Annotated in this window: 12 protein-coding genes; 2 read left to right on the forward strand and 10 right to left on the reverse strand. The window is 62.9% G+C overall.

Annotation, left to right across the window (positions count from 1 at the left end; genetic code table 11):
* From ACMGE0_RS15350 to ACMGE0_RS15370, 5 genes are all read right to left on the reverse strand, one after another.
* Nucleotides 1-920, reverse strand: a 920-nt coding sequence (locus ACMGE0_RS15350) for an MCP four helix bundle domain-containing protein (RefSeq protein ID WP_436816741.1), incomplete at its 3' end; no start/stop codon positions are given.
* 25 nt (nt 921-945) lie between these two features.
* A complete protein-coding gene (locus tag ACMGE0_RS15355) occupies nt 946-1,461 on the reverse strand; it encodes a chemotaxis protein CheW (RefSeq protein WP_436816742.1) in 516 nt (171 codons plus the stop codon).
* Complete coding sequence (locus ACMGE0_RS15360) at nt 1,458-3,470, reverse strand: chemotaxis protein CheA (RefSeq protein WP_436816743.1); 2,013 nt, start codon at nt 3,468-3,470, stop codon at nt 1,458-1,460. Before ACMGE0_RS15360 ends, ACMGE0_RS15355 begins: the two co-directional genes overlap by 4 nt.
* Nucleotides 3,467-3,835 carry a response regulator gene (locus ACMGE0_RS15365; RefSeq protein WP_436816744.1) on the reverse strand — a complete coding sequence of 123 codons (369 nt, stop codon included), beginning with the start codon at nt 3,833-3,835 and terminating at the stop codon, nt 3,467-3,469. The genes ACMGE0_RS15360 and ACMGE0_RS15365 overlap by 4 nt, the downstream gene beginning before the upstream one ends.
* Nucleotides 3,832-4,161: an STAS domain-containing protein gene (locus ACMGE0_RS15370; RefSeq protein ID WP_436816745.1), complete on the reverse strand. Its 330-nt coding sequence runs from the start codon at nt 4,159-4,161 to the stop codon at nt 3,832-3,834. The genes ACMGE0_RS15365 and ACMGE0_RS15370 overlap by 4 nt, the downstream gene beginning before the upstream one ends.
* Nucleotides 4,162-4,497: 336 nt before the next feature.
* Between ACMGE0_RS15370 and ACMGE0_RS15375 the strand changes: the two genes are divergently transcribed.
* Nucleotides 4,498-6,231, forward strand: a complete 1,734-nt coding sequence (locus ACMGE0_RS15375; RefSeq protein ID WP_436816746.1) for a methyl-accepting chemotaxis protein — start codon at nt 4,498-4,500, stop codon at nt 6,229-6,231.
* A gap of 9 nt (nt 6,232-6,240) precedes the next feature.
* Here the strand turns inward: ACMGE0_RS15375 and ACMGE0_RS15380 are convergent, their stop codons facing one another.
* The 5 genes from ACMGE0_RS15380 to ACMGE0_RS15400 all read right to left on the reverse strand — a co-directional run bounded on the left by ACMGE0_RS15380 (nt 6,241) and on the right by ACMGE0_RS15400 (nt 10,957).
* A complete protein-coding gene (locus ACMGE0_RS15380) occupies nt 6,241-7,524 on the reverse strand; it encodes a TRAP transporter large permease (RefSeq protein ID WP_436816747.1) in 1,284 nt (427 codons plus the stop codon).
* A gap of 9 nt (nt 7,525-7,533) precedes the next feature.
* Nucleotides 7,534-8,028 carry a TRAP transporter small permease gene (locus ACMGE0_RS15385; RefSeq protein WP_436816748.1) on the reverse strand — a complete coding sequence of 165 codons (495 nt, stop codon included), beginning with the start codon at nt 8,026-8,028 and terminating at the stop codon, nt 7,534-7,536.
* Nucleotides 8,029-8,071: 43 nt separating this feature from the next.
* Entirely contained in the window at nt 8,072-9,067 is a 996-nt protein-coding gene (locus tag ACMGE0_RS15390) for a C4-dicarboxylate TRAP transporter substrate-binding protein (protein ID WP_436816749.1), read from the reverse strand.
* Nucleotides 9,068-9,131: 64 nt separating this feature from the next.
* Nucleotides 9,132-10,217: an Ldh family oxidoreductase gene (locus ACMGE0_RS15395; protein WP_436816750.1), complete on the reverse strand. Its 1,086-nt coding sequence runs from the start codon at nt 10,215-10,217 to the stop codon at nt 9,132-9,134.
* Nucleotides 10,214-10,957, reverse strand: a complete 744-nt coding sequence (locus ACMGE0_RS15400; RefSeq protein WP_436816751.1) for an SDR family oxidoreductase — start codon at nt 10,955-10,957, stop codon at nt 10,214-10,216. Before ACMGE0_RS15400 ends, ACMGE0_RS15395 begins: the two co-directional genes overlap by 4 nt.
* Before the next feature lie 247 nt (nt 10,958-11,204).
* Between ACMGE0_RS15400 and ACMGE0_RS15405 the strand changes: the two genes are divergently transcribed.
* Entirely contained in the window at nt 11,205-12,227 is a 1,023-nt protein-coding gene (locus tag ACMGE0_RS15405; protein ID WP_436816752.1) for a GntR family transcriptional regulator, read from the forward strand.
* Nucleotides 12,228-12,330: the final 103 nt, after the last annotated feature.

The raw sequence follows: 12,330 nt of genomic DNA on the forward strand, positions 1-12,330 counted from the left end.
TTGGCGGCCATCTGCTCCATGGAGGCGGAGGCCTCTTCGGCGGAAGAGGCCTGTTCGGTGGCGCCCTGGGAGAGCTGCTCGGAGCTTGCCGAAAGCTCCTGGCTGCCGGACGAGACGTTGTCCGAGGCGGAAAGCGCATCCCCGACGACGCCGCGAAGGCGCTCGATCATGGTGTTGACGTAACCGAGCAGTTCGCCGATCTCATCCTTGGTGGTGATGGTCGCAAAGCGCGTCAGATCGCCGTCGGAAACGTTCTGCACGGCGGTCACGGCGTTGCGTAGGCCTTTGTTGATGGAGAATGCGATCCAGATGGCGGCGAAGACGGCGATCACGAGGGCGATACCGGCGACCGAAATCATGATCGTACGGGTCTGGGCATAGTCCACGTCGGCCTGATCGTCGGCCTGATCGAGCCGCGTTTCCTCCAGGTTCACGACCTGCGTCAGGAGCGCGTCGATCTCGTTGGTGACGGTGCGCGCCTCATTGGTCGATACTTGCTGCGCGCCGGCCGTGTTGCCGGCCAGCATGAGTGCGCGGATGCGGTCGTCCTGTTTGCGGAATTCCGTGGTGAAGCCTTCGAGCTTCGCCCAGTTCGCCTTGCCCTGCTCGGTCGCGAGCGCCAGGACCGATTTGAAGGTCTCGTCGAAATGCCGGCGCGCCTCATCGGACGTGGAGATATAACCCTGCATTTCGCTGGGGCTCGTGGCCATCAGAAGGTTTTTCTGCTGCCGGATCTGCTGCAACTGGGTGACGTTCAGCATCTGCGCGAGCTTGAGGCGCTCCGCCGGACCGGTGATGACGTCTTCCAGCGCTGTGTTCAGGTTGCTGAGGCTGAAAATGCCGTAGGCTGCCGTGGCGAGCAGCATCAGGATGATGAAGCCGAATGCCGAGGCCAGTTTCAATTTGATCGTCGCGCGCATCTCTAAGTCCCCGTCGTGGAAGTCGCTAACCGTGATTGCTCGCGATTGCGGAATGATCGTGCTGAGCAGAGAAAATCACCTGAAGATTGGGGATGATGATGAATTCGGTTCCCCGCTTGACCAGGCAGTCGATGAAGTCCGGGCGCCAGCGCATGCCGACACTCGGCGGCGGTTCGCCTGCGGCGCGCAGGAGGGTGGTCACTTCGTGCACTTTGTCGGTCCGGATGCCCGCAAGCACCGGCTCTCCGTCGATATCGATCTCGATGACGATGATGCGGCTGTCGATCGTCGGCTTCGTCGCTTCCATGCCGAACGCGAGGCGGATATCGGCGAGCGGGATGACCTTGCCGCGGAAGTTGATGACGCTGCCGACGAAGGCTTTGGCGCCGGGCACGATCGTCTCCGGCAGGAGATCGAGGATTTCCTGCACGGTGACGGCCTCGAGCGCGAACATCTCGCCGGCGATGTCGAAAGTCAGGACCTCCAGCTCGTCGCGGCCGTCCCAAAGGTCTTCGGAAATCTTTCTGATTGCTTCGTTCATCCCGCCGCCCGCAGATGCGCCTCCTGCTGTTGTCCTTCCGCCACCAGATGGCCGACATCGAGGATCAGAGCCACGTCGCCGTCGCCGAGAATGGTCGCGCCGGAAAAGGTGGCGACGTCATGGTGCAGCTTCGACATGGCCTTGATGACGGTCTGGTGGTCGCCGATGATCTGGTCGACCACCAGACCCACGCGCTCGGAGCCGGTGGAGATGACGACCACCTTCTGGAACGGGTCCGGCTTGGTGCCGGTGCGGAAGAGATCGCGGAGCCGGAGGAAAGGCACGAGGCTGTCGCGCAGCGAGATGAAGCTGCGGCCGCGCGAGCGCATGTCGTCCTCGATCGAGAGCTCCAGGCACTCCTCGACCGCCGAGAGCGGAATGACGTAGCGGCCGGAGCCGACGCGGACGAGCAGGCCGTCGATGATGGCCAGCGTCAGCGGGATCGCCAGTGAAATCTCCGAACCCTTGCCCGGATGGCTCGCGACGTTGATCGTCCCGCGCAGCGCGTCGATCGTCCGCTTGACGACGTCCATGCCTACGCCGCGGCCGGAGAGGTTGGTGACCTGGCTTGCCGTCGAGAAGCCCGGCTGGAAGATGAGCTGGTAGAGTTCCTGGTCGGTGAGATTGGCGTTGGCAGCGATGAGGCCGGAGGCTTCCGCCTTGGCCCGGACGCGCTCCTTGTTGATGCCGCGGCCGTCGTCCTTGATGGTGATGATGACCTCGCCTGCCTGCTGGCGGGCGGAGAGCAGGATACGGCCGGCTTCCGGCTTGCCGGCGGCGCGGCGCTCTTCCGGCGTTTCGAGGCCGTGGTCGCAAGAGTTGCGAACCAGATGCACCAGCGGGTCGGCGAGGCGCTCGATGACGCTCTTGTCGACTTCCGTGCTTTCGCCTTCGGTCACCAGTTCGATCGTCTTGCCGGTCTCGTGGGCGAGATCGTGCACGAGCCGGCGGAAGCGGCTGAACAGATGCGCGACCGGCACCATGCGCAGCACCATCATCGTGTCGCGCAGCTCGCCCGAAAGGCGCTCAACGTCTTCGGAAACAGCGCGGAGCTGGAGATCGCCGCTGCCGCCGGCAAGCTGGCTGAGCCGCGACTGGGCGATGACGAGCTCGCCGACGCGGTCCATCAGTTCATCGAGCTTTTCGGCCGGCACTCGGACGTTTTCGGAGGCTTTGTTCTGTTTGGTGTCGACCGGCGTGGGAGCCGCCGGAGCGGGAACTGCCGCGCGCAGGGGCTCCACGGCAGCCGCAGCGGCAGGCTTTGCTGCTTCAACCGGTGCTTCGGGTTTGGCAGGAGCGTCGGCCGGGGAAGCCGGCGCCGTTTCCGTCGCGGTGATGTCGAGCTGCATCTCGTCCATGACGAAGATGAAGACGTCCTCGATCGCCGAGCGCGGCTGAGAGGTCAGAAGCTCCACATTCCAGGAGATGTGAAGATCGGTCGGCACCAGAAGGTCGAGCGACGGGATCGCCGAGCGGTCGGCGACGATCCTGCATTCCCCGAGTTCGCGCAGCTCGTCGAGAAGCGGCAGCGGATTGGTCCCGTTCGCCATCGCGTTCAGCGGCAGGCTGAAGCGGATCTTGAAAAGGGTCTGTCCCGGCGCTGGTTTGGCGGCAGAGGTGGCGCCCGGGCTCTTGGCGGCCTCGACGGCGGCCCGCAGATTGGCGAGAAGCGCTTCGCTCATCGCCTCGTGATCGCCGGTCGGCGTCTCGACGAGGGCCCGCATGTGGTCCTTGGCTTCGAGAACCGCGGTGACCAGTTCCTGCGTTGCAGGCACCTCGCCCTTGCGGACGCGATCGAAGGCCGTTTCGCAATGATGGGTAAAGGCGGCCAGCGCGTCGAAGCCGAACATCGCCCCCGAGCCCTTCAACGTGTGGAGGCCGCGGAACACCGCGTCGACCTGATCCTTGTCGCCGAGGTTCACGTTGAGATCGAGAAGCCCCGCCTCGATCTGTTCGAGAAGCTCGGCCGCTTCCGTTCTGAAAACCGCGATAGGATCGGGAAAACTCATCTGCCCAGCACCTTCCGGACGATTTTGACCAGGCTTTCCGGATCGAACGGCTTGGTGAGCCAGCCGGTGGCGCCGGCGGCCTTGGCCTGCTGCTTCAGGTCGTTGTCGGATTCCGTCGTCAGGAAGATCACGGGAACGCCCATATGGGCGGGCATCTTGCGCAGCTCACGGATCATGGTGAGCCCGTCCATGTTCGGCATGTTGAGATCGGTGACGATCATGTCGAACTGGCCGGCGTTCAGCTTGGCGATGCCGTCCATGCCGTCGACCGCCTCGGTGACCTGATATCCCGCATTGCTCAGCGCAACGCGCGTCGTCAGGCGGATGCTCGCCGAATCGTCGACGGTAAGGATGCTGGCGCTCATTGCATTCCCCCTTGATGAAGCCAGAATTTCGCGTCCTCTTCGGACATGCCTTCGAGAAAGCCGCCACGCTGCAGGGCGTCGAGCACCGCGCCGCCGGCGGGCTCGGCGAGCGCGATGTGTTTTCCCGCCGTGCCGACGTGGACCCGTGCTGCTTCCATGAGCTGGATGAAGCTGATGTCGACCTGGCAATCATCCGCAAGCGCGATCGTCGCGGATGTATTTTTGTCGATGAACTGAAGCATTTCCTGCTGGACGGTTACAATGGATCGAACAGTCAAGTTCTGCGGCAACTTGAGGCAATCATCTTTAACATTGGAAGCCGGCATTTTTACTCCAATATAATTCTTGAAAAGCTGAAATAGCTTTCCGAATGTGGACTTGCATCGTTAATGGAAAGTTAATCGGCCGCGGCGATTTCTCACGAAATAATAGTCATAGATTGCGTTCCGCACCGGCCGGGGCTCGGAAAATTAACCACAAGTCGCAAAACCAAATATCTGTTTTGCGGGAATTAACGCCTGGCTGCTCAGAGTGGTTTCCGCACGGGACAGACCATGCCATGCACTTGCTGGTGCGGAGCTGTCCCGGAACGGTACGGCGAATTCATCGTCATTCATTTTTAGGCAGGCAGGAGCCCGGCTGGGCTTGAAAGGTGAGATAAAGTGGCTGTCAGGACATCCATTCTCGACGTCCCGAAAGGTTCGACGGGCGTGCTGGCTTTCGTCGATCGGATGGAAACGGCCCGCTCTCGCCTCGAGGAGCGCTTTCTCGAAGGTGGCGCCGCGCTCCTGTCGATCCTTGACGTGCTGAACAAGCTGATCGCTTCCCTCGACCAGTTGACCGGGTCGCTGGATGAGGGAACCGCAAATGCCACGATGGCGGAACTGAAGAGCACGGTCGATCGTCTTTCCCAACTGACCGGCCTCGAAGCCGCGCGTCAGGCGGGGTTCCGGGATATCGCCTGCACGGAGCGCAAGCTCGAGCCGCAGATCGAGGAAATGCAGGAGACGCTGCGCTACCTGCGCACCTTTGCCGTGACCGCCAAGATCACCGGCGCCGGCATTGCCGATTTCTCCGGCTTCGCGGAGGAAATCCTGGCAAGGATCCAGGAAGGTACGCGCCAGGTGAACGATTTTGCCGGCAAGCTCTCGACGCTGGGCCAAGGTCTCGGACCGGTGATGGCCAAGGGAAAGGTGATCCTGGCAAGCTATGATCAGACGGTGCCGCAAATCGTCGCCGGGCTTTCCGAAGGTTCCACCGAGATCGCCAGACACCGCAAGCTGCTTGTCGAGCGCGCCGCGAAGGTGCGCACCGTCGCAGGCGGGATCCAGACGAAGCTCGCTTCGACGCTCTCGGCCATGCAGGTAGGGGACATCACCCGCCAGCGCATCGAACATTGCCAGTCGGGTCTTCAGATCCTCTCCGAATATCTGGACTCGCCGGCAGGCGCCGCGCTCGAGGCCGGACAGCGCGAGAGCCTGTCATTGATCGTCCGCAGGCTTGTATCGCTGCAGCTCAACCGGTCGATCTTCGATTTCGACCGCGACACGGCGAAGATCGTCGCCACGGTTGCGAGTTTCCGCTCCGACCTGTCGGAAATCGAGGCCCTGCGCGCCACGATGACCGATGACGACGGCGACGAGAACGACAATGCGATCCGCCAGCTCGAAAACGGCGTGGCGGCGGCCCGCGGCGCGGTGCGCGAGATCGAGGAGGTTGCCCGCCAGGCAGATGAGCTCAGCCGCGCGACCTGCAACATCGTGCGTGAACTGCTCGACGGTATCGGCATCGTCAAGGTGGTACGCACCGACATCCATTATATGGCGCTCAACACCAACCTGCGCTGCGGCAAGATCGGCGAGGAAGGCAAGGCGATCAACGTCGTTACCGCTGAATTGCGCAATTTCGCCGGCCAGCTGGACGAGACCGCGGAGAGGATCCTGACCGAACTTCAGGTGCTGGAAGCCGCCGCCAACAAGCTGATCGGCGTGCAGGGCGAGGAAGAGGAGGAATGTCTCGACCGGCGTCTCGAAAACGCACTGGCGAACATTCGCGCCGTGGGCGACCGCATGGATGCGCAGATGGCAGCTCTCGGCGAGCAGAGCCGGATGGCTGTTGGCGAGATGGACGCCTCGCTGGCAAGATTGAACTTCAAGGCCGAACTTGGCGAGGTGCTGCGCAGCTGCGCAGAGGAGATGGAAATCGGGGAGGAGGTGTTTCAGGCGCCGGGCCTCGAAGAAGCGCTCGCCGATGTCGGCGGCCGCATTTTCCGTCTCTACACGATGGTGGCCGAACGGGAACTGCATGCCGAGGTGCTCGGAACCGCTCCGCCGGTGGAAGCCCCCGCGGTCGCGGCCGTCATGTCCGACGAGGATATCGAGGATGCGCTCTTCTGATCGGAGCTGTTAGGGGTTGAACAGCAGGTTCGGGACGTAGAGCACGATCCCCGGCATGAAGATCAGAACCAGCGTGACGAGCGACACGGCGATCAGGAACGGCATGGATTCTCGCGTATAGTCCTCGATCGGGCATCGCAATATCTGGCAGACGACGAACATCGCCCCGCCGACCGGCGGCGTATAGTTGCCGATCGTCGCGGCGATGATGAAGACCAGCCCGAAATGGACCGGATCGATGTTGTACTGCTGAAGGAGCGGCATGAAGATCGGTGTCAGCATGACGATCAGCACCGAGCCCTCCATGAAGGTGCCGGCGACCAGGATGAACAGCACGATGATCACCATGACGATGTCCGGATCGTCGGTGATGCCGAGCATCCAGGTGGAGATGACCTCAGGGATGCGCTCGAAGATGATGCCGTAGCCGAAGACCGCCGACAGCGCCAGGAGGAACATCACCGCCCCGACGTCGATGAGGCTTGCTTCGACAGCCTGCTTGAAGCTCGTCCAGGTCAGCATGCGATATGCGAAGACACCGACGAGGAAGGCGTAGACGACCGCGAAGGCTCCGATTTCCGATGGCGTGAAGACGCCGAAACGCAGGCCGAAGATGAGGATGATCGGAAACAGGATGGCCCAGATGCCGGCAATCGAGGCTTTGGCGATCTCCGACGGGGTCGGCGCCCTGTCGAGCTCGGGCTTGTAGCCGCGCTTGCGGGCGGTAATCGAAATGGTGAAGGCGAGCGCCGCCCAGAGCATGAAGCCCGGAATGATGCCGGCGGCGAAGAGCCGGCCGATCGAGACCTGCCCGACCGTGCCGTAGAGGATGAAGCCGATGCCGGGCGGGATGATCGGCGCCATCAGCGAGCCGTAGGAAAGCACGCCCGCCGCATAGCCCTTCGAAAAGCCGCGCTTCAGCATCTCGAACCCGAGCAGGCGGGTGTTCATCGCCGCGTCCGCGATCGAGGAGCCGGTGACGCCGCTCATCAGCGTCGAAAGCGCGATCGAAACCTGCGCCAGCCCGCCCTGCAGCCGCCCCGTCAGTACCGAGGCGAGCTTCAGCAGATTGTGCGCGATGCCGGACGAATTCAGGAAATTGCCGGCGAGGATGAAGAGCGGCACGGCGAGCAACGCGAAATTCTGGGTTTCCGTGACGGTGAGCTGCACCGTCATGGTGCGCGGCAATTCCGGGTTCTGGAGGAAGAAGACGATCCCGGATATGCCGACCGCGAAGGCGACCGGCATGCCGATGACCATCAGGATGGTGAAGACGATCGCGACCAGCAGCATGGAAAGGCCTCAGACCACGTCGACGGCGGTATTCGCGATATATTCGCCGCGCAGCTCCGCCCGAATCCTGAGGATCGTCGTGGCGAGCAGCAGTGTGGCACCGACCGGAAGGCTCACCGTCACCCAGGAATAGCTGACCCAGGGAATGCCCTGGAAGGAACGGATGCGACTGATCCAGGTGAGATAGAAGCCGTAATACATGAGGAAGAGCAGGAAAGCGACGATCAGCAGATAGTTGATCATGCGGAGCACCTTCTGGGTCTTCTCCGGGAGCCGCTGCGTGACGACGTCGAGCGCCATCATACTGTTCCGCCGCCAGGCGATATCGGCTGCGAGGAAGCAGGACCAGGCGAACAGGCAGGTCGCAACGTCGATCGTCCAGTTCTGCGGGTGGCCGAAGAAGCGGGCGAGCCCGCCGGTGAAGATAAGCGCGGTCATGAGAATCAGAAACGAACCCGCGACGACAGCCTCGGCCCTTCCGATGAAGTCGTAGAAGCGCATCATGATGTCTTCCTTTCGCGGGTCGTTTCTGACCTCATCCCCCCGGTTATTTCTTGCCGAGTTCAGCCTGCACGGCGTTCTTGGCATCAGTGATGCCGAGCTTCTCGTAGGCCGCGTCGCCTGCCTTTTTGAAAGCGGCGAGATCGACGTCGCTCACCACCTGCATGCCGCGCTTCTGCAGATCGGCCTTAATGCTGTCGGCCGTCTCGGCGATCTTCTGCGAGGTCTCGCGGCCGGCCGCCTTGCATTCCTCGACAAGCGCGGTCCGGTATTCCGCCGGCAAGGCGTCGAACCACTGGGCGCTCACCACCTCGAAGTTGATCAGCATGATGTGCTTCGTTTCGTTGGCGTATTTCAGCACTTCGTAGAAGCGGCCGCCCGGAATGTTGGCATAGACGAGCTCGACGCCGTCGATCGCCTGCTGTTGAAGTCCGGGATACATCTCGCCGAAGGCCATGGCGGTCGGAGCGGCGCCGAGCGCGCGGATCGATTCCTGCCAGATCGGCGCAGGCGGCGTACGGATGCGAAGCCCCGCGAGATCCTGCGGCGTCCTGATCGGCTTGTTGGTGAAGAAATGGCGGAAGCCCTGCACCCAGTCGAAGCAGACGACCTTGAGCCCGTGTTGCGTGGCGAGCTCCTCCTGCCATTTCTTCAGCGACGGCGAGTCGGAAAGCTTCCAGACGTCCTCCAGCGTGTCGACGAAATAGGGGCCGTTCATCACCGCGATGCTCGGTACGTAATTGCCGAGACGGGCGGAATCGGTGTTCTGGCCGACATTGGCGCCCTGGCGGATCTGCTCGATGATATCCTCCTCGACGCCGAGCTGGGCGCTGTGGAAGACCTCGATCTTCAGCCCGCCCTTGGTGCGTTCCTCCACGCGCTTGGCCCAGTTCTGAAAACCGGCATGGAAAGGTTCGCTCGGCGCCAGCACGTGGTTGAACCGCAGCGTGAATGTTTCCTGGGCGCTCGCGGACGCGGCTGCGAATGCGGCAAGGCCTGCGGCTGCCAGCAAAGGCAGAAGTCTCTTGGCAGAAATGCGCATGCTTTCCTCCTCTTCATGTCCTTTCGACATTGTTCTCATCCCCGGCTCCTCCGCCGGGCTGTTCTCATGGCACTGTCGGCGGTGCCTCGAGCCCGTATCGCTCCGCCAGTCTCGCAAAGGCTTCCTGCGTCGCCGGATCGAGCGGAATGCCGCGCGTCTCGCGCTCTTCAGCGACCGCCCATTCGCGATCGCCCGGCGCCATGACCTTCATGCCTTCCCGCGCCGGCGAGCTGCGAAGCACCTCGACATAGCGCCGCATGCCGGCCTGGAATACGTCCTGCTGAACGAAGGCGCCGGGTTTCATCGCAAGCACGAAGGCGCCGAGACCGCGGGGCGTGGAGAAATCCGGCCCGTTCATGGGCAAAAGGTCGAAACTCAGCTGCATGCCCGAAAGAACCGCGCTCAGGATTTCCACCAGCCCCGCCAGCCCTGCGCCCTTGAAACCGAACTCGCCGCCGACCGGCGCCAGCATTTCCACCAGCGAGGGATCGCGCGTATCCCTGCCCTCGGCATCGGATGCGACGCCGGCCGGAAGTTCCCGACGCAGGCTGCGATAGAGCTTCACGCGGTTATAGGGGATGGCGCTGGTCGCCATGTCCAGGAGCCAGGGTTTCTGGCCCTCGATCGGAACGGCGAAGGAAATCGGATTGGTGCCATGGAACCGCATCGCGCCGTCGTGCAGCCGCACGAAACTGTCCGAATTGCAGAAGGCGGCGCCGATATAACCCTTTGCTGCGGCATCCAGCGCATAGGCTCCGGCCGGTCCGAAATGCGAGCTGTTTCGGATCGAGACGGCGCCGATGCCGGCGGTTTCCGCAAGCTCGACCGCCTTCTCCATGGCATGATAGGCGGCAAGCGCGCCATGGCCGTGATCGGCATCGAGCGAGGCGACGGCCGCGGTCGCCTGCGTGATCGCGAGGCTCGGCCGCGGGTTGACGCGTCCGCCGGTCATCACGTGGATATAATGGTCGAGAAGCCGGACACCGTGGCTGTCGACGCCGAGCCGTGAGCCGTGCATCATCGCCCGCGTGGCCGCGTCCGCCGTCGCCTCGTCCGCGCCGGCGGCCAGGAAGACGGTCCGGCAGAACCGGTCCACCTCTGCTGCCGGCGCATGGACCACGGCTTCGTCCAGGGATGCCGCGACGCTCATAACGTCTGTCCTCCGTCGACGATAAGCACCTGTCCGGTCATGAAGGCTGTCTCATCGCTGGCGAGGTAGACCACGGCTGCGGCCATTTCCCCGACGGTACCGAGCCTGCCCATCGGCTGGCGGGATATGAAAGCGCGGCGCATCTCCTCCGGATCGGCGCTTTGGTCGATCCGTCCCTGGAGACCGGGCGACAGCGTGGTGCCCGGGCAGAGCGCATTGACGCGCACGCCGGATGAAATCACGTCGCGTGCAACGGCCTTGGTCAGACCGATCAGCGCCGCCTTGCTGGCGCCGTAGGCCGCCCGGTTCGGCACGCCGGTAATACTGGAGGCGACCGAGGCGACGTTGACGATCGCACCGCTTTTCCGCTCGATCATCTGCGGCAGCACCGCCTTCATTGTGCGGAAGGCGGAAGTGACGTTCTGATCGATGCTCTTTTGCCAGTCGTCTTCGTCGCAATCGAGGATCGTGCCGTTATGCACCCAGCCGGCACAGTTGACGAGAATGTCGAGCCGCCCGGCTTCAGCGATCGCTCTTTGGACGGCGGGCGCATCGGTGACGTCGAGCGCGGCGGTCGTGACGGCAGGGCAATGATCCCGAAGATCGGCCATCTTTTCGGCCGTGCGGCTCGTCGCGACGACCTCTGCGCCCTCGGCGGCAAAGGCGATGGCGATCGCGCGGCCGATGCCTTGGCCCGCTCCCGTCACCAGGGCGCGCTTCTTGACCAATCGACCCACCATCCGTGCTCCTCCCGCATCCGGCCAGTTCGAAGTCTCTCAAGAATGTATAAAGTGTACACTAGACGTCTTTTCGATTTTGGCAAGCGGGATTTTGGGGGAGAGAAGGAGGAGTTCGGCGCGAGGGCTCGTGGGCGGATGAATTGAACGAGCCGGTCCGACCTGTTACTTTTCAGGGGGATGAACTGTCGTTTCCGACGGGACCGACGATCGGGAAATCTTCTTGGGATAAAGAAGAATGGGAGGGGACATGGCGACGGGACGCTTGGCCGAACCAGACCGGCAGCGGCCGAAGGTGACAGGTGGTGCTGCGCCCCGCCTTTACCAGCAGGTGTTCGAGATCATCGCCGGGCAGGTTTCCCAAGGGGTGCTGGCGCCGGGAACCCGGTTGAACGAATCCTCCGTGGCGGAGCAGTTCGGGATCAGCCGCGCGCCGGCCCGCCAGGCGCTTGTCGAGCTCGAACGTCATGGTTTCCTCGAAAAATCATCGGGCCGCGGTTACGCGGTGCATGTCTCGACACCTGACAGGGCGACTGCCTTGGCGACGCCGGCGGAAACCGCCGAAGAGCTGCGCCTGACCCAGCTTTCGAGCTGGGAGAAAATCTATGGAGAGGTGGAGAGCGAGATCGCCGCCCGCTGTTCCTTTGCCGGCTGGCGCGTCAACGAGACAGAGCTTGCCCGCTTTTATAATGTCAGCCGCACCGTGGCGCGCGACGTGGTCGGCCGGCTCCAGCAGCGCGGCATCGTGCGCAAGGACGATCGCGCCCGCTGGATCGCACCCGCCATGACACCCGACCATGTGGGCGAACTCTACGAGCTGCGGTGGCTTCTGGAACCGGTGGCGCTTAAAAAGGCGGCGCCGCACGTTTCGCCGGATCTGCTTGCCGCCATGCGCGTCCATCTCGAAACGGCGGTCGACAATGCCGGCGAGCTGACCGGCCCCGATCTCGACCGGCTGGAGGAGGAGCTGCATGTGACCTTGCTCGGCCATTGTCAAAACCGCACGCTGATGCAGGCGATCAGCCTGCCGCAGGCGCTTCTGGTGGCGCATCGTTTCCTCTATCAGTGGATGCCGCGGCTCTTCGGCACGGAACCCTTTCTGGCCGAGCATATCGAGGTCATCGATCGTCTGCAGGCCGGCAGGACAGAGGAAGCGTCCCAATTGCTGAAACGTCACCTGCAGGTCTCCCGCGAAAGGGCGATCGACCGCATCACCATGGTGACCCGGCAGGTGCATCCGCACGATCTGCCCTATCTCGAAAAACTCGATTGAGGCTGTGGCCGTCCATATTCGATGTTAAGATAAAGAAAGCTTTGCGCCTTGACCTTTGGCTGCATCTCAGCCATTTGGACCGCCTTTGCTTGACGAAGCGCCC

The sequence above is a fragment of the Neorhizobium descurainiae genome (assembly GCF_051400715.1).
GTDB lineage: Bacteria > Pseudomonadota > Alphaproteobacteria > Rhizobiales > Rhizobiaceae > Neorhizobium.